A 19,086-nucleotide genomic window follows, 5' to 3' on the forward strand; every position below is an offset into this window, starting at 1 on the left:
TAGCCGCGCTGGGCCATGGATGGCCCTTCGCGGCGGCCCACGGAGCAATGCCTGCGTTCGGGCATGCCGAGCCCTAGCGAGGCACCGAGTGGTGGGGCAGAGCGTTTTTGGTTACTTTTGGCGCTCTTCCAAAAGTGACCCGCTGTAAGAGCGGAACCGTCAGTGGCCGTCACCGCAGCAACGGATATACACCCAAAACCCGAAAATCCCGCCCATAAAAAAACGGCGCCTTCCCACCCTGGAAGAAGCGCCGTTTTCTTAAATGATCAACATGACCAACAAGCTGCGTCTCACAAAGCCCGCAACCGAACCACCCCTTAGTCGATGTATTCAAACAACTTGACGATCTTCTGCACCCCAGACACACCCTGCACCAGGTTGGTCGCCTGGGCGGCCTCTTTCTTGGTCAGCAAACCCAGCAGATAAACGATGCCATTCTCGGTCACAACCTTGATGCGTGAGCCAGGAATGCTGGCGTCGGTGAGCATCTGGGTCTTGATCTTGGTGGTCAGCCACGCATCGTTCTGGCGCGCCAGCAGCGAGGAAGGCTGCAAGACCTGCAATTCGTTATGCACGGTCTTGACCCGCTGCACAGCGCTGGCTTCCTGTTCGGCCTTGGCCTTGAGGTCGGCGCGCGGGGTTTGGCCGGCGAGTAGCACGACACCGTTGAAGCTGGTGACGACGATGTGCGAGTTGTTGTCCAGGTCCGGGTCGGCCTTGGCGATGTTCACTCCCACTTTGGTTTCGATCAGGGAGTCGTCGATCTTGCTGCCGAAGGTGCGGGTGCCGCGGTCATCTTCAATCGGCTTTTCCCGGCTGGCGTTAACCACCGATGTGCAGCCGCTGATGCCGAGGCACAGGGTCAGGGCCAGAAGGCCTAGGCGATTAGGGGTCATTCTTCACTCCCGAACAGTTGGCTGTCGATCAAGTCGCAAAGGCAGTGGATCGCCAGCAGGTGGACTTCCTGGATACGTGCGGTGACATTGGCCGGTACGCGGATCTCGACGTCTTCTGGCAATAGCAGGGACGCCATGCCGCCGCCGTCACGACCGGTCAATGCTACGACAATCATTTCGCGATCATGTGCGGCCTGGATCGCTTGAATAATATTGGCCGAGTTGCCGCTGGTGGAAATCGCCAGCAGCACATCGCCGGGTTGGCCCAGGGCGCGGATCTGTTTGGAGAATACCTCGTTGTAGCTGTAGTCGTTGGCGATCGAGGTGATCGTCGAGCTGTCGGTGGTCAGGGCGATCGCCGGCAGGCTCGGGCGTTCGCGTTCGAAGCGGTTGAGCAGTTCCGAAGAGAAGTGCTGGGCGTCGCCGGCCGAGCCGCCATTGCCGCACGAAAGCATCTTGCCCTCGTTGAGCAGGGCGTTGACCATCACTTGGCTGGCTTGCTCGATGTGCGGTGCAAGTACGTCCATCGCCTGTTGCTTGGTGTCGATACTGGCCTGAAAAAGCTGGCGAATTCGCGATTGCATGTCCATCTGTGTGACCTTAAGTAGCGCGGCTTATCGGCACAAACATGTGCGGCGCGCAAAGCAAAGAGCAAAAAAGTTAGGTGAAGGTGTCCGGCTCGGCATGGGCGCTCAACTGTCGAAGGCGTTCTGCAGCCAGTTCAACTGGGCGGCGTTGCTGTCGATGGCAACCACGTCGAAGCGGCAGGGATGATCGGCCCAGCGAGGCTCGCTTTGCAGAAAATACTGTGCGGCCAAAACCAGCTTCTGGCGCTTGCGCTCGTCAATGCTGTCGAGCGCGCCACCCCATTGAGTATTTTTTCTGTAGCGGACTTCGACGAATACTACTGTATCGCCGTCAAGCATGACCAGATCAAGCTCGCCGCGTTTACACAACCAGTTCTGCGCCACCAGCCGCAGGCCTTGTTGCTGGAGATGCGCGAGGGCTTGGCCCTCGGCATCCCGTCCGCTTTGCTGGCGTGATCGGTCGGGCATCAGCGCTGGGTGTCCGGCAGGCGCTGCACCTGGCCGTTGACGAACTCGGCCCATGGCAGTTGACGCTGTACGCGCTGGGTAGCAGACACGGCCAGGCTGCCCGACAAGCCTTCGATGCGGCTGTCCGGCAACGTCTTGAGCTGGCCTAGGCGCGGTGCCAGGCGATAGGCGTCTACACCCATCGCGTACAGCCGGCCCAGGCTGCCGCCTGCCTGGGGCCACTGGGCGGTGACCTGCTTGCGCAGCGGGTCATTGGCGTCGAGCAGCCACGGGGTTTCGCAGAAGCGGATGCCGCTCATGTCGTTGTACTGGTTCTGGTCGCCGCTGGCGCTGAACACTGAAGAAGTGGCGTAGACCGGCACATCACCTGCGTACTGGAAGTTCAGGGTGGGCTTGATCTGCTGGGCCTGTTGCGGCGTCGAGGCCAGGAAGATGAACTCGATGTCCTGGCGACGGGACGGCTGGGCTGCGACCGTGGTGCCAACGGTGCTTTGCAGGCTCTTGGCGCGACCTTCGCTCTGGCGCAGCTGGAACATGTCGGCGATCTGCTGGGCCAGTTGGACTGGCTGGTCGACCCGTTCGATTGCGATGATGGTGCCGCCATTGGCCTGCCAGTCCTGGCTGAAGGCTCTCAGGACGCGATCGCCCCATTCACCCTTCGGTACCATGGCGGCGGCACGATGCAGGCCGTCGGCGCGGGCGCGACGGGAGACTTCGCGGGCTTCATCCTCGGGTGCCAGGCCGAACTGGAACAGTTGCGGCGGCCCTTGTTCACCTTCGCTGTAGTTCAGCGCCAGGGTGGTGATCGGCAGTTGCGGGCGGGTGCTGATCTGCTTGACCAGTGGTTTTTCCAGCGGTCCGACTACCAGTTGCACGCCGTCGGCCTGGGCCTTGCGATAGAACTCGTCCATGGAGGTCAGGCTGGAACTGTCATAGAACTGGATGCTTGGCGGCTTCTGGCCGGCCTGTTGGGCCTGGTAGTGCGCGGCCATGAAGCCCTCACGCAAGGCCTTGGCAACCGCAGCCAGCGGGCCATTTTGTGGCAGCAGCAGGGCAATCTTGCTCAACGGCTGGCTCGCCAGTTCCTTGAGCTTGACCAGTGGTGTCGGCAGTTGCAGGGCGGCGGGGTGTTTCGGGTTCTGTTCGCGCCAGTGGTCGATCGCCGCCTGCTGTTGTTCCAGGGTGCCGGCGGTCTTGACGGCCTGGGCCAGGCTCAGCCAGCCGCCAAGGTCGTCGTTGGAGCTTGGCTGCAACTGGTCGGTGGGCAGCGAGGCGATCAACGACCAGATGGATTCGTGGTTTTTTGCCGCAGCGTCGTTTTCCAGCAGGGGCGCGATGAAAATGCGCTCCTTGGCGGCGGCCAGGGTCTGGCCATCGGCCTCCAGGGCGCGGGCGCGGACGGTACCGGTACGGACCTGCTGCTCCACCGGCATTTCGCTCAGGTGTTGCAGGCTTGGGTGGGCCAGGGCGGTCAGTGCCGCCTTGGGCTGGTTGCGGGTCATCGCCAGTTCAGCCGACAGCGTGCTGGCGAAAATCTGCTGGCCGGGCTTGAGTTGTTCCATCGGCACTTGTTGCAGGATCTGTGCGGACTGGCCGGCATTGCCCTGGCGGTAGGCCAGGTCGGCAGCGCTCAGGCGCAGCAGGGCGGCTTTTTCCGGATTTTTGCTTTGGGTGGCCTGTTCGAGCAACTGCTCGATACTGGCATCCGGGGTGCGTGGAAGTTCGCCAAGGCTGGACGAGGGCGAGCTGGCGCAGGCCGCCAGGAGGGCAGCGAGGCAGAGGGCGGAGAGCAGCCGCAGGCAAGCGATCATGTAAGTGTTCCTGATACGAGATCAAATTAGCGTCGAATTGTACCCAAGCGCTGGCCGGGGCGCGATGTTAGTGGTGTGAATCGATCAATTTAGGTATTGCAGAGAGTGCGGCACAGCACAAAGGCACTGCCCTCCGTGGCGAGGGAGCTTGCTCCCGCTGGGCTGCGCAGCAGCCCCAAACCCATTCAACACGGTATATCCGGGGGGGCGGCTGGCAGATTTTACGGCTGCTGCGCAGCCGAGCGGGAGCAAGCTCCCTCGCCACAATGGCTGATGTGAACAGCCGAGACGGCCTGCACACGCTACAATGGCGGTTTTTACCGATCATGAGGTGTGTGTCTTGACTGCTCCAGGTGCTTTGAATTCCGCTGCCGGCGCGCTTTATGTGGTGGCGACGCCCATCGGCAACCTGGACGATATCAGTGCCCGTGCGCTGAAAATCCTGCAAGAGGTTGCCCTTATCGCAGCCGAAGACACCCGTCATTCCCAGCGCCTGCTGCAGCATTTCGGCATTTCCACGCCGTTGGCGGCCTGTCATGAACACAATGAGCGGGATGAGGGCAGTCGTTTCATTACCCGGCTGTTGGCGGGCGATAACGTCGCGCTGATTTCCGATGCCGGTACGCCGCTGATTTCCGACCCGGGCTATCATCTGGTGCGTCAGGCTCGGGCGGCGGGCATCAGCGTGGTGCCGGTGCCGGGCGCTTGTGCATTGATCGCGGCGCTGTCGGCGGCGGGCCTGCCCTCGGACCGTTTCATCTTCGAAGGTTTCCTGCCGGCCAAGGCGGTGGGGCGTCGGGCGCGCCTGGAGGCTATAAAGGAAGAACCGCGCACGCTGATCTTTTATGAGGCGCCGCACCGCATTCTGGAATGCCTGCAAGACATGGAACTGGTGTTCGGCGCCGAGCGCCCGGCACTGCTGGCTCGCGAGTTGACCAAGACCTTCGAAACCCTCAAGGGGTTGCCGTTGGCGCAGTTGCGAGCCTTCGTCGAAAGCGACAGCAACCAGCAGCGCGGCGAGTGTGTCGTGCTGGTGGCCGGGTGGACAGCCCCGGAAAGTGAAGACGCTGTCAGCAGCGAAGCGATGCGCGTCCTGAACCTGCTACTCGAGGAAATGCCGCTCAAGCGTGCCGCGGCCCTTGCGGCGCAAATCACTGGCGAGCGCAAGAATGTGCTGTACCAGGTCGCACTGGAAAAACAGAAAGGCCAGTGAAACCAAGGCGTGGGTCTGGCCCAAGGCTTTTAGCGCTTGTTCTTCAAGCGCTCTACCGTTAACCTTCGCGGCGGAGAGTCGATCGGACAGTCGCTGCCCTCTATGAGAATTAGGGGGGGGAGGAAAGTCCGGGCTCCATAGGGCGAAGTGCCAGGTAATGCCTGGGAGGCGTGAGCCTACGGAAAGTGCCACAGAAAATAACCGCCTAAGCGCTTCGGCGCCGGTAAGGGTGAAAAGGTGCGGTAAGAGCGCACCGCACGGCTGGCAACAGTTCGTGGCTAGGTAAACCCCACTTGGAGCAAGACCAAATAGGGTCCCAAGGCGTGGCCCGCGCTGGGACCGGGTAGGTTGCTAAAGATGTCCAGTGATGGCCATCGTAGACGAATGACTGTTCAAGACAGAACCCGGCTTACAGATCGACTCTCCACCTTTTCCCTTCCTGCTGGAATCACTGGCAGACGCAGTTCCTAATACCAAAAAAATCTTACTCTTAACAAATCACTTTAACTTGTGCGCGCAGCCTCCTGTGCTTCCTCGGGTTGAGGTGAAATTTCCTACGTCAGATTCTTGTTACCCCTCCTGAAACGCTCCTAAATCTCCGATCTATAAGGCTTTTCCTTCAATCCGCGCCTTGACGGTGCGGTGGGCGCATTCCTATAGTGTGCGCAAGTGGCGGAAAGTGGCATGAAGTGGGTTTTTTTGAAGGTAAAACGCCAAAAAGTGGAGAAACGCAGACGTGTTTCGCGGAGCTAACGCTATCAGTCTCGATGCAAAAGGCCGTCTCGCCATGCCGAGCCGGTATCGTGACGAGCTCGTTTCGCGAAGTTCGGGGCAGTTAATCGTCACGATCGACGCCGTTGATCCATGTTTGTGTGTTTACCCTCTTGATGAGTGGGAAATCATCGAAACCAAACTGCGCGCACTGCCTTCGTTGCGTGAAGAAAACCGCCGTTTGCAACGTTTGCTGATCGGCAATGCCGTCGACCTCGAACTCGATGGCAGCGGTCGTTTCCTGGTTCCGCCGCGCCTGCGCGAATACGCCAAGCTGGACAAGCGCGCGATGCTGGTAGGCCAACTGAACAAGTTCCAGCTGTGGGACGAAGATGCCTGGAATGCGGTTTCTGCCGCCGACCTCGCTGCTATTCAACAACCGGGCGCCATGCCTGATGAACTGCGTGATTTGATCCTGTGACTATTGATAGCGGCTTTAACCACATCACCGTACTGCTTGACGAAGCCGTCGAGGCTCTCGCCGTACGTCCTGATGGCTGCTATCTGGACGGCACATTCGGGCGTGGCGGACACAGCCGGTTGATTCTCAGCAAGCTCGGTCCGGGTGGCCGGTTGCTGGGGTTCGACAAGGATCCTCAAGCGATTGCCACCGGGCAAGCGCTGGCGGCCGAAGACGGCCGCTTTGTCATTGTGCAACGCAGTTTTGCCGAGCTGGCTTCGGAAGTCGCCGAGCGTGGCCTGGCCGGCAAGGTCAGTGGCGTGCTGCTCGACCTGGGCGTGTCTTCGCCCCAACTGGACGACCCGGAGCGCGGTTTCAGTTTCCTCAATGACGGCCCGCTGGACATGCGCATGGATCCGTCCCGTGGCATCAGTGCCGCCGAATTCGTCAATACCGCCCCGGTGGAAGAAATCGCCCGTGTCTTCAAGGAATACGGCGAAGAGCGTTTCTCCGGCCGCATGGCCCGCGCCGTGGTCGAACGCCGCGACATCAAGCCATTCGAGCGCACCGGCGACCTGGCCGAAGTGCTGAAAGTTGCCAATCCGGCCTGGGAAAAGGGCAAGAACCCGGCGACCCGTGCGTTCCAGGGCTTGCGCATCCACGTCAATAACGAGTTGGGCGATCTGGAAGTCGGTCTCGAAGCGGCGCTTGAAGCGCTGGAGATCGGCGGTCGGCTGGTGGTGATCAGCTTCCATTCCCTGGAAGACCGTATCGTCAAGCTGTTCATGCGCAAACTCACCAAGGGTGAAGCCGATAACCTGCCGCGCAACCTGCCGGTGCGTTTCGAAGCCTTCGTGCCAAAAATCAAGATCCATGGCAAAGCGCAGTTCGCCTCCGAGGCTGAACTCAAGGCCAACCCACGTGCCCGTAGCGCCGTCATGCGCGTCGCGGAGAAGTTGCGGTGAGCAAGCTCTTCGCCAAGCCCCTGCCCGGCGGCAGCTTTTTCATGCTGCTGCTGTTTATCGGCGTGCTCGTGTCGGCCATCGCCGTGTCCTATAGTGCGCACTGGAACCGCCAGCTTCTCAATTCCCTTTACAACGAGCTGAGCGTGCGTGACAAGGCGCAGGCCGAGTGGGGCCGGTTGATCCTGGAGCAGAGCACCTGGACTGCCCATAGCCGTATCGAAGTGTTGGCCACCGAACAGCTGAAAATGCGCATTCCCGGCGCTGCCGAAGTGCAGATGGTGGCGCCATGATGAAACTCGAAGGGGCGCTGTTCCCGTGGCGGTTTCGTCTGGTCCTGGGCTTGCTCGGGATCATGGTGGCGGCGATTTCGTGGCGCATCATCGACCTGCAAGTCGTCGACCGTGATTTCCTCAAGGGGCAGGGCGATGCGCGCAGCGTGCGGCATATTCCGATCCCGGCTCACCGTGGCTTGATCACCGACCGCAATGGCGAACCCCTGGCCGTGAGCACCCCGGTGACCACCTTGTGGGCCAACGCCAAGGAAATGCAGCTGGCCAAGGAAAAATGGCCGGCACTGGCCGCTGCCCTCGGGCAGGATCCCAAGGCCCTGGCCGAGCGCCTCGAAGCCCAGGCCAACAAGGAATTCATTTATCTGGTGCGCGGCTTGACCCCCGAACAGGGCCAGAGCGTGCTCGATCTGAAAGTACCTGGTGTCTACGGCATCGAAGAGTTCCGGCGTTTCTATCCGGCCGGTGAAGTCACGGCCCATATGGTCGGGTTTACCGACATTGATGACCGAGGGCGCGAAGGTGTCGAACTGGCCTATGACGAATGGCTCGCCGGGGTCGCCGGCAAGCGCCAAGTCATCAAGGATCGGCGCGGCAGGCTGATCAAGGATGTCCAAGTCACCAAAAACGCCAAGGCCGGCAAGCCCTTGGCGTTGTCCATTGACCTGCGCCTGCAATACCTGGCCAACCGTGAACTGCGCAATGCCATCGTCGAGAACGGTGCCAAGGCCGGCAGCCTGGTGATCATGGACGTGAAGACCGGCGAGATCCTGGCGATGGTCAACCAGCCGACCTACAACCCGAACAACCGTCGCAACCTGCAACCGGCGATGATGCGCAACCGCGCGATGATCGACGTGTTCGAGCCCGGTTCGACCATGAAAGCCGTGTCCATGGCCGCCGCCCTGGAAACCGGGCGCTGGAAACCAAGCGACACCGTCGAGGTGTACCCGGGCACCCTGCAGATCGGCAAGTACACCATTCGTGACGTGTCCAAGACCGAAGGCCCGGTGCTCGACCTGACCGGCATCCTGATCAACTCCAGTAACGTGGGTATGAGCAAGATCGCCTTCGATATCGGCGGCGAGACGATTTATCGCCTGGCCCAGAAAATCGGCCTCGGCCAGGACACCGGCCTGGGCTTCCCGGGCGAGCGTGTCGGCAACCTGCCGAACTACCGGGACTGGCGCAAGGCTGAAACCGCTACGTTGTCCTACGGCTACGGTGTTTCCGTGACCGCGATCCAACTGGTCCACGCGTTCTCCGCGTTGGCGAACAACGGGCGTATCGCCCCGCTGACCCTGATCAAGACCGACAAGGCGCCGCAGACCACCCAGGTGATCCCGGAGAACGTCGCCAAGACTATGCAGGGCATGCTGCAACAGGTGATCGAGGCCCCGCGCGGTGTCTATCGCGCCCAGGTGCCGGCCTATCACGTGGCAGGTAAGTCGGGTACCGCCCGTAAAACCTCCGTGGGCACTAAAGGCTACGCCGAGAATTCCTACCGTTCGCTGTTTGCCGGCTTCGGCCCGATGAGCGACCCGCGCTACGCCATCGTTGTGGTCATCGATGAGCCGAGCAAGGCGGGCTACTTCGGTGGCCTGGTCTCGGCACCGGTGTTCAGCAAAGTGATGTCCGGCACCCTGCGCCTGATGAACATTACCCCGGATAACCTGCCGCCGACCCAGCAAGCGAATACCGCACCGGTCGTGCCCTTGAAAGCCGAAGGAGGGCGTGGCTGATGTCCCTGAGCCTGAACAAGATTTTCGCCCACGCCGGTCACGATCTGCTGATTCGCGAACTGGCCCTGGACAGCCGCAATGTCCGCGCCGGGGACTTGTTCCTGGCGGTGCCGGGTGCCCGTTTCGATGGCCGTGCCCACATCGCCGATGCCTTGAAGCGTGGCGCGGCTGCCGTGGCGTATGAAGTGGCCGGGGCGACCGTGCTGCCGATCACCGACGTTCCGCTGATTCCGGTCAAGGGCCTGGCGGCCCAGCTGTCGGACATCGCTGGGCGTTTCTATGGCGACCCGAGCCGTCACCTGAACCTGGTGGGCGTGACCGGTACCAACGGCAAGACCAGCGTGACCCAACTGGTGGCCCAGGCCCTGGACCTGCTAGGCCAGCATTGCGGCATCGTCGGGACCCTGGGCAACGGCTTCCATGGCGCGCTGGAAAGTGGCCTGCACACCACGCCGAACCCGATTGCCGTGCAGGCGACCCTGGCGGACCTGAAGAAGGCCGGTGCCAAGGCCGTTGCGATGGAAGTCTCTTCCCATGGCTTGGACCAGGGCCGTGTGACCGCGCTGGCGTTCGATGTCGCGGTGTTGACCAACCTGTCCCGGGATCACCTGGATTACCACGGCACCATGCAGGCCTACGGTGAGGCCAAGGCCAAGCTGTTTGCCTGGAATGACCTGAAGTGCCGGGTCATCAACCTCGATGACGAATTCGGTCGGCAACTGGCTGCCGAAAAGCGCGAGTCGCGGTTGATCACCTACAGCCTGGAAGATGCCAGCGCCTACCTTTATGTACGCCAGGCGCAATTCAATGACGAAGGCGTGCGCGCCACGCTGGTCACGCCCCAGGGCGAGCACCACTTGCGCAGCACTTTGCTTGGCCGCTTCAACCTGAGCAACGTATTGGCGGCCATCGGCGCCTTGCTCGGCCTGGACTACGCGCTGGACGAAATTCTCAAGGTCTTGCCGAAGCTCGAGGGCCCGGCCGGTCGCATGCAGCGTTTGGGCGGTGGGACTCAACCACTGGTCGTGGTCGATTACGCCCATACCCCTGACGCGTTGGAAAAAGTTCTCACGGCCCTGCGTCCTCACGCCAAGGGCAGGTTGCTGTGCCTGTTCGGCTGCGGTGGCGATCGTGACCGCGGCAAACGCCCACTGATGGCTGAAGTCGTGGAGCGGTTGGCAGACGGCGTGCTGGTCACCGACGACAACCCTCGTACCGAAGATCCGCAGCGGATTTTCGACGACATCCGCGCCGGTTTTACGGCTGTGGATAACGTCACCTTCGTCGCCGGCCGCGGTCAGGCCATTGCCCAGTTGATCGCCAGCGCCTCGGCGGACGATGTCATCGTCCTGGCCGGCAAGGGCCATGAGGATTATCAGGAAATCAACGGCGAACGGCATGCGTTCTCCGACCTGGTGGAAGCCGATCATGCCCTGACCGCGTGGGAGGTGGCTCATGCTTAAGGCCCTGAAGCTCAGCGAACTGACCAACGCCCTGAACGGGCGCCTCATCGCGGCGGACGCCAGCTTCGACGGCGTCAGCATCGACAGCCGGGCCATTGCTCCGGGGCAGCTGTTCGTCGCCCTGGCCGGACCGCGTTTCGACGGCCACGATTACTTGAACGAAGTCGCCGCCAAAGGGGCGGTCGCGGCACTGGTCGAACGGGAAGTGACCAACAGTACGCTGCCGCAGTTGCTGGTCGCTGACACCCGTCAGGCCCTGGGCCAACTGGGCGCGTTGAACCGCGCCGGGTTTGACAAGCCGGTGGTGGCCATCACCGGCTCCAGCGGCAAGACCACCGTCAAGGAAATGCTCGCCAGCATCCTGCGCACGCGCGGTCTGGTGCTGGCGACCCGTGGCAACCTGAACAATGACCTCGGCGTGCCACTGACCTTGCTGGAGCTGGCGCCGGAACACAGCGCCGCTGTCATCGAGCTGGGGGCTTCGCGGCTCGGCGAGATTGCCTACACCGTGGCCATGACCAAGCCTCATGTGGCGGTGCTCAACAACGCCGGGACTGCTCACGTCGGCGAGTTCGGCGGCCCGGAAAAAATCGTCGAGGCCAAGGGCGAGATCATCGAAGGGCTGGATGCCGATGGCGTCGCTGTGCTGAATCTCGACGACAAGGCCTTCGAAATCTGGAAGACCCGGGCGGGCGAGCGCAAGGTGCTGACTTTTGCCCTGAGCAACCTCGCCGCGAATTTCTACGCCAGCGACCTGGACCGCGATGCCCGCGGTTGCCCGGCCTTCAACCTGCACAGTCCGGATGGCGCCGAGCGGGTGCAATTGAACCTGCTCGGCACGCATAACGTTGCCAACGCCCTGGCCGCGGCGGCTGCCGCCCATGCGCTGGGCGTATCGCTGCCGGGCATTGTCGCCGGGCTGAACGCCGTGCAGCCGGTCAAGGGGCGCTCTGTTGCGCAACTGGCCAGTAATGGCATGCGCGTGATCGACGACACCTATAACGCCAACCCGTCGTCCATGTGCGCAGCCGTGGATATCCTCGCCGGTTTCTCCGGCCGTACCGTATTGGTGCTGGGGGATATCGGTGAGCTGGGCGAGTGGGCGCAACAGGGGCATCACGATGTCGGTGCCTATGCGCGCGGCAAGGTCGACGCGCTGTATGCGGTCGGTCCGATGATGGCCCATGCGGTCGCCGCGTTTGGCGAGCACGCACGGCATTTCACCACTCAGGCCGAGCTGATCCAGGCCCTGGGCGCCGAGCAGGATCCGAACACCACCTTATTGATCAAGGGCTCACGCAGCGCAGCGATGGAAAACATCGTCGCGGCGCTGTGCGGCGCCTCCACGGAGAAACATTAATGCTGCTGCTGCTAGCGGAGTACCTGCAACAGTTCCACAAAGGCTTCGCGGTCTTCCAGTACCTGACCCTGCGCGGGATCCTGGGTGTGCTGACCGCGCTGTCGTTGTCGCTGTTCCTGGGCCCGTGGATGATCCGCACTCTGCAGAACCTGCAAATCGGCCAGTCGGTTCGTAACGATGGCCCGCAATCGCACCTGTCCAAATCCGGCACCCCGACCATGGGCGGCGCGCTGATCCTGTCGTCTATCGGCATCAGCACCCTGCTCTGGGCCGACCTGGCGAACCGGTATGTCTGGGTCGTGCTGTTGGTGACCTTGTTCTTCGGGGCCATCGGCTGGGTTGACGACTACCGCAAGGTCATCGAGAAGAACTCCCGTGGGCTGCCAAGCCGCTGGAAGTATTTCTGGCAGTCGGTGTTCGGCCTCGGCGCGGCGATCTTCCTTTATATGACCGCTGCTTCGCCGGTGGAGACCACCCTGATCCTGCCGATGCTCAAGGACTACAGCATTCCGCTGGGCGCAGGTTTCATCGTGCTGACCTACTTGGTGATCGTCGGTTCGAGCAACGCGGTCAACCTCACCGACGGCCTCGATGGCCTGGCGATCATGCCTACGGTCATGGTCGGCGGCGCCCTGGGGATCTTCTGCTACCTGTCGGGTAACGTGAAATTCGCTGAATACCTGCTGATCCCTTATGTACCGGGGGCGGGTGAACTGATCGTGTTCTGCGGCGCGCTGATCGGTGCCGGCCTGGGCTTCCTGTGGTTCAACACCTACCCGGCACAAGTCTTCATGGGAGACGTCGGCGCGCTGGCGCTGGGCGCGGCCCTGGGCACCATCGCGGTCATCGTTCGCCAGGAAATCGTCCTGTTCATCATGGGCGGTGTGTTCGTGATGGAGACCCTGTCAGTCGTCATTCAGGTTGCTTCCTTTAAATTGACCGGCCGCCGCGTATTCCGCATGGCGCCGATCCACCACCACTTTGAACTCAAGGGCTGGCCCGAGCCGCGTGTGATCGTCCGTTTCTGGATCATCACCGTGATTCTGGTACTGGTCGGCCTTGCCACCCTGAAGCTGAGGTAGAACGAGTGTCCCTGATCGCTTCTGACCACTTCCGCATCGTTGTCGGCCTCGGCAAGAGCGGCATGTCCCTGGTTCGCTTCCTGGCGAGCCGGGGCGTGTCGTTTGCCGTCGCCGATACGCGGGAAAATCCACCTGAGCTGGCCACGCTGCGCCGTGACTATCCCCAGGTGGACGTGCGTTGTGGCGAGCTGGACGTCGAGTTCCTGTGCCGCGCCGATGAGCTCTACGTGAGCCCCGGCCTGGCCCTGGCGACCCCGGCCCTGCAGGCGGCCGCTGCCCGTGGCGTGAAATTGTCCGGCGACATCGAGCTGTTCGCGCGCAACGCCAAGGCGCCGATCGTTGCCATCAGCGGCTCCAACGCCAAGAGCACCGTCACCACCCTGGTGGGCGAGATGGCTGCGGCGGCCGGCAAGCGCGTCGCCGTGGGCGGCAACCTGGGCACCCCGGCGCTGGACCTGCTCAGTGACGACGTCGAGCTGTACGTGATGGAGTTGTCGAGCTTCCAGCTGGAAACCACCGACCACCTGGGCGCCGAAGTGGCGACCGTGCTCAACATCAGCGAAGACCACATGGACCGCTACAGCGGCCTGCCGGCTTATCACCTGGCCAAGCACCGGATCTTCCGTGGTGCCCGGCAAGTGGTGTTCAACCGCCAGGATGCCCTGACTCGTCCATTGTTGGGCGAGGGCATGCCGTGCTGGTCCTTCGGCCTGGGTGTGCCGGACTTCAAAGGCTTCGGGCTGCGCGAAGAGAATGGCGAAAAATACCTGGCCTTCGAATTCCAGAACCTGATGCCGGTGCGCGAACTGAAGATTCGTGGCGCCCACAACCAGGCCAATGCCTTGGCCGCGTTGGCCCTGGGGCATGCGGTCGGCCTGCCGTTCGATGCCATGCTCTCGGCCCTGCGCACGTTTGCCGGTCTCGAACACCGCTGCCAGTGGGTGCGCGACCTCGATGGCGTGGCCTGGTACAACGACTCCAAGGCCACCAATGTCGGTGCCGCGCTGGCGGCCATCGAAGGGCTGGGGGCGGACATCGCAGGCAAGCTCGTGCTGATCGCCGGCGGCGACGGCAAGGGCGCCGACTTCAAGGACCTGCGCGACCCGGTGGCGGCCAACTGCCGTGCCGTGGTGCTGATGGGCCGCGACCGTGAATTGATCGCCCAGGCGCTCGGCGATGCCGTGCCGCTGGTTCGGGTCGGTTCGCTGGACGAGGCGGTGCAACAGTGCCGCGCCCTTGCGCAACCAGGCGATGCGGTGCTGTTGTCGCCGGCCTGCGCCAGTTTCGACATGTTCAAGAACTATGAAGAGCGCGGGCAGCTGTTCGCCCGGGCCGCGGAGGACTTGGCATGAGCCTGATGAACATCATCAAGCCGTACCCGTCGCCGCTGATCACCGGGCGCGGCATCGACCTGGATTTCCCGATGCTTGCCGGTTGCCTGGCCTTGCTGGGCCTGGGCCTGGTGATGATCACGTCCGCCTCGTCGGAAGTGGCCGCCGTGCAGTCGGGCAACACGCTTTATCACATGATCCGCCACCTGATTTACCTGGTGATCGGCCTGGGCGCATGCATCGTCACCATGATGGTGCCAATCGCTACCTGGCAACGCCTGGGCTGGATGATGCTGCTCGGTGCCTTCGGCCTGTTGGTGATGGTGCTGGTGCCGGGTATCGGCCGCGAGGTCAACGGCTCGATGCGCTGGATTGGCTTCAGTTTCTTCAACGTTCAGCCTTCGGAGATCGCCAAGGTCTTCGTGGTGATTTTCCTGGCCGGTTACCTGGTGCGTCGCCAGAAAGAAGTGCGCGAGAGCTGGATGGGGTTCTTCAAGCCGTTCATCGTCTTGCTGCCGATGGCGGGCCTGCTGCTGATGGAGCCGGACTTCGGCGCCACGGTGGTGATGATGGGCGCCGCGGCGGCGATGCTGTTCCTCGGTGGGGTCGGGCTGTTTCGTTTCATCCTGATGGTGGCGTTGGCGGTGGCGGCCGTGACCGTGCTGGTCCAGGCGCAACCGTACCGGATGGCGCGCCTGATCACCTTTACCGACCCGTGGGCCGACCAGTTCGGCTCCGGTTATCAATTGACCCAGGCGCTGATCGCCTTCGGTCGCGGCGAGTGGCTGGGCGTAGGCCTGGGCAACAGCGTGCAGAAGCAGTTCTACCTGCCGGAAGCCCACACCGACTTCGTGTTCTCGGTCCTGGCCGAAGAGCTGGGCGTGGTCGGCTCCCTGTGCACCGTCGCCCTGTTTGTGTTCGTCTGCGTACGCGGCATGTACATCGGCTTGTGGGCCGAAAAGGCCAAGCAGTTTTTTGCCGCTTACGTGGCGTATGGCTTGTCGTTCCTGTGGATCGGCCAGTTCCTGATCAACATCGGCGTGAACGTTGGCCTGTTGCCGACCAAGGGCCTGACGCTGCCGTTCCTCAGTTATGGCGGCAGTTCCCTGGTGATCTGCTGTGCCTGTCTCGGCCTGTTGCTGCGCATCGAATGGGAGAGCCGAACCCACCTGGGCAGCGAAGAGATGGAATTCCAGGAGAGCGACTTCGCCGAGGAGCCGATTCATGGGCGCTAACGTGCTGATCATGGCGGGTGGTACCGGCGGGCACGTATTCCCGGCGCTGGCCTGTGCCCGGGAGTTCCAGGCGCGCGGCTACACCGTGCACTGGCTGGGCACGCCACGGGGCATCGAGAACGAACTGGTGCCAGCTGCCGGCCTTGAGCTGCACCGGATCGACGCCAGCGGCCTGCGGGGCAAGGGCAAGTTGTCGTTGCTCAAGGCGCCGCTGATGCTGCTCAAGTCGATCAGGCAGGCGCGGGCGATCATCCGTCGGTTGCGCCCGGTGTGCGTGGTCGGGTTTGGCGGTTATGTGACCGGTCCTGGTGGTGTTGCGGCGAAATTGGCCGGTGTGCCGGTGATCGTTCACGAACAGAACGCCGTGGCCGGTACCGCCAATCGGTTACTGGTGCCGTTGGCCGCCCGGGTCTGTGAAGCCTTTCCCGACACCTTTACCCTGTCGGGCAGCCGCCGCACCACCGGTAATCCGGTGCGTACCGAGCTGTTTTTTGATGCGCCGCGCCCGGCCCTGGCTGGACGCAAGGCACGTCTGCTGGTCCTGGGCGGAAGCCTGGGGGCCGAACCGTTGAACAAATTGCTGCCCGAAGCCCTGTCGCAGGTTGCCCCCGAGCTGCGGCCGGAAGTGTTTCACCAGGCTGGCAAAAACCACGATGAAGTGACCGCCGAGCGCTATCGCGCGGCCGGCGTCGAGGCGCAAGTACAGCCTTTCATCAACGACATGGCCCAAGCCTATGGCTGGGCCGACCTGGTGGTCTGCCGCGCAGGCGCGCTGACCATCAGTGAACTGGCTGCCGCCGGTCTGCCCTCGATGCTGGTGCCTTTGCCCCACGCCATCGACGATCACCAGACCCGTAACGCCGATTATTTGGCCCGTGAAGGCGCTGCCTTCCTGATGCCGCAAAGAACGACTGGCGCCGCGGATCTTGCCGCCCGCCTGACAGAGGTTTTGATGCAGCCGCAACGACTTGAAGACATGGCCCGCGCCGCACGCCGCCTGGCCAAACCCGATGCCACGAGCCAAGTGGTCGATACCTGCCTGGAGGTGGCCCATGGTTGAGAATCGCAAAGCCATGCCGCAACCGGAAATGCGCCGTATCCGTCGCATCCACTTCGTCGGTATCGGCGGCGTGGGCATGTGCGGGATTGCCGAAGTGCTGCTGAACCTGGGTTATCAGGTTTCCGGTTCCGACCTGAAAGCCTCCCCGGTCACCGAGCGCCTGGAATCCTTCGGCGCCCAGATATTTATCGGCCACCGTGCCGAGAACGCCGCCAATGCCGACGTGCTGGTGGTTTCCAGTGCCGTGAACACGTCCAACCCGGAAGTCGCCACCGCCCTGGAGCGCCGTATCCCCGTGGTACCACGGGCCGAGATGCTGGCCGAGCTGATGCGCTATCGCCACGGCATCGCCGTCGCCGGTACCCACGGCAAGACCACCACTACCAGCCTGATCGCTTCGGTGTTCGCGGCCGGTGGCCTGGACCCGACCTTTGTGATCGGCGGTCGCCTGAACGCCGCGGGCACCAATGCCCAGCTGGGCACCAGCCGCTACCTGATCGCCGAAGCCGACGAGAGCGATGCGAGCTTCCTGCACCTGCAACCGCTGGTGGCCGTGGTCACCAACATTGACGCCGACCACATGGCGACCTACGACGGCGACTTCAACAAGCTGAAGAAAACCTTCGTCGAATTCCTGCACAACCTGCCGTTCTACGGTTTGGCGGTGGTGTGCCTGGACGATCCGGTGGTGCGCGAGATTTTGCCGCTGATCAAGCGTCCGACCGTGACCTACGGTTTCGGCGAAGACGTCGACGTGCGCGCCATCAACGTGCGCCAGCAGGGCATGCAGACGTTCTTCACCGTACTGCGCCCCGATCGCGAGCCGTTGGATGTGTCGGTGAACATGCCCGGCAACCACAACGTACTCAATGCCTTGGCCACCATCTGCATCGCCACCGACGAAGGCGTCAGCGATGAAGCCATCGTCCAGGGCCTGTCCGGGTTCCAGGGCGTGGGCCGACGTTTCCAGGTCTACGGCGAACTGCCGGTGGACGGCGGCAACGTGATGCTGGTGGACGACTACGGCCACCATCCGACCGAAGTCGCGGCGGTGATCAAGGCCGTGCGCGGTGGCTGGCCGGAGCGGCGCCTGGTGATGGTCTACCAGCCCCACCGCTACAGCCGCACCCGCGACCTGTACGACGATTTCGTCCAGGTGCTGGCCGACGCCAACGTGCTGCTGTTGATGGAAGTCTATCCGGCCGGTGAAGAGCCGATCCCGGGGGCCGACAGCCGCCAGCTGTGCCACAGCATTCGCCAGCGTGGTCAGTTGGACCCGATCTACATCGAGCGTGGCGTGGAGTTGGCGCCGCTGGTCAAGCCGCTGCTGCGCGCCGGCGACATCCTGCTGTGCCAGGGTGCCGGTGACATTGGTGGCCTGGCCCCGAAACTGTTGAAAAGTCCGTTATTCGCCGGAGCAATCGTGGCCTCCAGCGAGGGGAAACTGAAATGACTGCTGCCTACGCCAACCTGGTCTCGACCCTTGACCCGAAAGCCTTCGGCCGCGTTGCCGTGCTGTTCGGTGGCAAGAGCGCCGAGCGCGAGGTATCCCTCAAGTCCGGTAACGCCGTACTGCAAGCCCTGCAAAGCGCCGGTGTCGACGCATTCGGCATCGACGTGGGCGACGATTTCCTGCAGCGCCTGCTGAGCGAAAAAATCGACCGCGCGTTCATCATCCTGCACGGCCGTGGCGGCGAAGACGGCAGCATGCAAGGCCTGCTCGAGTGCCTGGGCATTCCCTACACCGGCAGCGGCATCCTGGCTTCCGCCCTGGCGATGGACAAGCTGCGCACCAAGCAGGTCTGGCACAGCCTTGGCATCCCGACACCGCGTCACGCCGTGCTGGCATCCGAGGCCGATTGTATTTCGGCGGCCACGGAACTGGGCTTCCCTTTGATCGTCAAACCGGCCCATGAAGGTTCAAGTATCGGCATGGCGAAAGTGAGTTCGCTGCCTGAGTTGACCGCGGCATGGAAAGACGCCAGTTCCTACGATTCGCAAGTGTTGGTCGAACAATGGATCTCCGGTCCCGAGTTCACCATCGCCACCCTGCGTGACCAGGTGTTGCCCCCGATTGCGCTGGGCACGCCCCACACGTTCTACGACTACGACGCCAAGTACATCGCCAACGATACCCAGTACCGCATTCCCTGTGGGCTGGACGCTGCCAAGGAAAAAGAACTGATGGACCTCACGGCCAAGGCCTGTGAGGCGCTGGGTATCGCCGGTTGGGGCAGGGCAGACGTGATGCAGGACGCCGATGGGCAGTTCTGGTTCCTGGAAGTCAACACCGCGCCTGGCATGACCGACCACAGCCTGGTGCCGATGGCGGCTCGCGCCGCCGGTCTGGATTTCCAGCAACTGGTGGTGTCGATCCTGGCCGCCAGTGTCGGCCATCAAGAGCCAAGAGGTTAA

General features: G+C 62.7%; 17 protein-coding genes and 1 other RNA gene. 14 read left to right on the forward strand and 4 right to left on the reverse strand.

The annotated features are described in order from the left end of the window. Positions 1-317: 317 nt before the first annotated feature. The 4 genes from BM300_RS22685 to BM300_RS22700 form a co-directional block, all read right to left on the reverse strand. Entirely contained in the window at positions 318-896 is a 579-nt protein-coding gene (locus BM300_RS22685; RefSeq protein ID WP_003178201.1) for a BON domain-containing protein, read from the reverse strand. Beyond that, complete coding sequence (locus tag BM300_RS22690; protein ID WP_007928463.1) at positions 893-1,486, reverse strand: phosphoheptose isomerase; 594 nt, start codon at positions 1,484-1,486, stop codon at positions 893-895. Before BM300_RS22690 ends, BM300_RS22685 begins: the two co-directional genes overlap by 4 nt. Positions 1,487-1,588: 102 nt before the next feature. Beyond that, on the reverse strand, positions 1,589-1,951 hold the full coding sequence (locus tag BM300_RS22695) for a YraN family protein (protein WP_092345998.1): 363 nt from the start codon (positions 1,949-1,951) through the stop codon (positions 1,589-1,591). Then, positions 1,951-3,762: a penicillin-binding protein activator gene (locus tag BM300_RS22700; protein WP_092345996.1), complete on the reverse strand. Its 1,812-nt coding sequence runs from the start codon at positions 3,760-3,762 to the stop codon at positions 1,951-1,953. Before BM300_RS22700 ends, BM300_RS22695 begins: the two co-directional genes overlap by 1 nt. A gap of 307 nt (positions 3,763-4,069) precedes the next feature. Here BM300_RS22700 and rsmI point away from each other — a divergent pair, with 307 nt between their 5' ends. The 14 genes from rsmI (at position 4,070) to BM300_RS22770 (ending at position 19,086) form a co-directional block, all read left to right on the forward strand. Continuing rightward, positions 4,070-4,975 (forward strand): 16S rRNA (cytidine(1402)-2'-O)-methyltransferase, encoded by a 906-nt coding sequence (gene rsmI, locus BM300_RS22705; RefSeq protein ID WP_072348523.1) that lies wholly within the window; start codon positions 4,070-4,072, stop codon positions 4,973-4,975. Positions 4,976-5,049: 74 nt separating this feature from the next. Next, positions 5,050-5,403: RNase P RNA component class A (rnpB, locus tag BM300_RS22710), an RNA gene on the forward strand. 308 nt (positions 5,404-5,711) lie between these two features. Further along, positions 5,712-6,167: a division/cell wall cluster transcriptional repressor MraZ gene (mraZ, locus tag BM300_RS22715; RefSeq protein WP_003205355.1), complete on the forward strand. Its 456-nt coding sequence runs from the start codon at positions 5,712-5,714 to the stop codon at positions 6,165-6,167. Further along, positions 6,164-7,111 carry a 16S rRNA (cytosine(1402)-N(4))-methyltransferase RsmH gene (gene rsmH / locus BM300_RS22720; RefSeq protein ID WP_003205354.1) on the forward strand — a complete coding sequence of 316 codons (948 nt, stop codon included), beginning with the start codon at positions 6,164-6,166 and terminating at the stop codon, positions 7,109-7,111. The genes mraZ and rsmH overlap by 4 nt, the downstream gene beginning before the upstream one ends. After that, positions 7,108-7,401 carry a cell division protein FtsL gene (gene ftsL / locus BM300_RS22725; RefSeq protein WP_072348519.1) on the forward strand — a complete coding sequence of 98 codons (294 nt, stop codon included), beginning with the start codon at positions 7,108-7,110 and terminating at the stop codon, positions 7,399-7,401. Before rsmH ends, ftsL begins: the two co-directional genes overlap by 4 nt. After that, on the forward strand, positions 7,401-9,140 hold the full coding sequence (locus tag BM300_RS22730; protein ID WP_162893922.1) for a peptidoglycan D,D-transpeptidase FtsI family protein: 1,740 nt from the start codon (positions 7,401-7,403) through the stop codon (positions 9,138-9,140). The genes ftsL and BM300_RS22730 overlap by 1 nt, the downstream gene beginning before the upstream one ends. Further along, a complete protein-coding gene (locus BM300_RS22735; RefSeq protein WP_092146821.1) occupies positions 9,140-10,603 on the forward strand; it encodes a UDP-N-acetylmuramoyl-L-alanyl-D-glutamate--2,6-diaminopimelate ligase in 1,464 nt (487 codons plus the stop codon). The genes BM300_RS22730 and BM300_RS22735 overlap by 1 nt, the downstream gene beginning before the upstream one ends. Next, complete coding sequence (murF, locus tag BM300_RS22740) at positions 10,596-11,963, forward strand: UDP-N-acetylmuramoyl-tripeptide--D-alanyl-D-alanine ligase (RefSeq protein ID WP_092345994.1); 1,368 nt, start codon at positions 10,596-10,598, stop codon at positions 11,961-11,963. The genes BM300_RS22735 and murF overlap by 8 nt, the downstream gene beginning before the upstream one ends. Beyond that, entirely contained in the window at positions 11,963-13,045 is a 1,083-nt protein-coding gene (gene mraY / locus BM300_RS22745; RefSeq protein ID WP_063324484.1) for a phospho-N-acetylmuramoyl-pentapeptide-transferase, read from the forward strand. Before murF ends, mraY begins: the two co-directional genes overlap by 1 nt. A 5-nt stretch (positions 13,046-13,050) precedes the next feature. Next, on the forward strand, positions 13,051-14,397 hold the full coding sequence (murD, locus tag BM300_RS22750; RefSeq protein ID WP_092223688.1) for a UDP-N-acetylmuramoyl-L-alanine--D-glutamate ligase: 1,347 nt from the start codon (positions 13,051-13,053) through the stop codon (positions 14,395-14,397). Continuing rightward, complete coding sequence (gene ftsW / locus BM300_RS22755; RefSeq protein ID WP_063324486.1) at positions 14,394-15,611, forward strand: putative lipid II flippase FtsW; 1,218 nt, start codon at positions 14,394-14,396, stop codon at positions 15,609-15,611. The genes murD and ftsW overlap by 4 nt, the downstream gene beginning before the upstream one ends. Continuing rightward, on the forward strand, positions 15,601-16,671 hold the full coding sequence (gene murG / locus BM300_RS22760; RefSeq protein WP_063324487.1) for an undecaprenyldiphospho-muramoylpentapeptide beta-N-acetylglucosaminyltransferase: 1,071 nt from the start codon (positions 15,601-15,603) through the stop codon (positions 16,669-16,671). Before ftsW ends, murG begins: the two co-directional genes overlap by 11 nt. After that, entirely contained in the window at positions 16,664-18,124 is a 1,461-nt protein-coding gene (gene murC, locus BM300_RS22765; protein WP_063324488.1) for a UDP-N-acetylmuramate--L-alanine ligase, read from the forward strand. Before murG ends, murC begins: the two co-directional genes overlap by 8 nt. Further along, positions 18,121-19,086 (forward strand): D-alanine--D-alanine ligase, encoded by a 966-nt coding sequence (locus BM300_RS22770; protein ID WP_092345992.1) that lies wholly within the window; start codon positions 18,121-18,123, stop codon positions 19,084-19,086. The genes murC and BM300_RS22770 overlap by 4 nt, the downstream gene beginning before the upstream one ends.

Source organism: Pseudomonas sp. NFACC46-3 (assembly GCF_900114515.1).
GTDB lineage: Bacteria > Pseudomonadota > Gammaproteobacteria > Pseudomonadales > Pseudomonadaceae > Aquipseudomonas > Aquipseudomonas fluorescens_Q.

Coding starts and splice junctions, on each gene's coding strand:
- BM300_RS22685 (WP_003178201.1), bottom strand. CDS start 896: ATGACCCCTAATCGCCTAGGCCTTCTGGCCCTGACCCTGTGCCTCGGC.
- BM300_RS22690 (WP_007928463.1), bottom strand. CDS start 1,486: ATGGACATGCAATCGCGAATTCGCCAGCTTTTTCAGGCCAGTATCGAC.
- BM300_RS22695 (WP_092345998.1), bottom strand. CDS start 1,951: ATGCCCGACCGATCACGCCAGCAAAGCGGACGGGATGCCGAGGGCCAA.
- BM300_RS22700 (WP_092345996.1), bottom strand. CDS start 3,762: ATGATCGCTTGCCTGCGGCTGCTCTCCGCCCTCTGCCTCGCTGCCCTC.
- rsmI (WP_072348523.1), top strand. CDS start 4,070: ATGGCGGTTTTTACCGATCATGAGGTGTGTGTCTTGACTGCTCCAGGT.
- BM300_RS22730 (WP_162893922.1), top strand. CDS start 7,401: ATGAAACTCGAAGGGGCGCTGTTCCCGTGGCGGTTTCGTCTGGTCCTG.
- BM300_RS22735 (WP_092146821.1), top strand. CDS start 9,140: ATGTCCCTGAGCCTGAACAAGATTTTCGCCCACGCCGGTCACGATCTG.
- murF (WP_092345994.1), top strand. CDS start 10,596: ATGCTTAAGGCCCTGAAGCTCAGCGAACTGACCAACGCCCTGAACGGG.
- mraY (WP_063324484.1), top strand. CDS start 11,963: ATGCTGCTGCTGCTAGCGGAGTACCTGCAACAGTTCCACAAAGGCTTC.
- ftsW (WP_063324486.1), top strand. CDS start 14,394: ATGAGCCTGATGAACATCATCAAGCCGTACCCGTCGCCGCTGATCACC.
- murG (WP_063324487.1), top strand. CDS start 15,601: ATGGGCGCTAACGTGCTGATCATGGCGGGTGGTACCGGCGGGCACGTA.
- murC (WP_063324488.1), top strand. CDS start 16,664: ATGGTTGAGAATCGCAAAGCCATGCCGCAACCGGAAATGCGCCGTATC.
- BM300_RS22770 (WP_092345992.1), top strand. CDS start 18,121: ATGACTGCTGCCTACGCCAACCTGGTCTCGACCCTTGACCCGAAAGCC.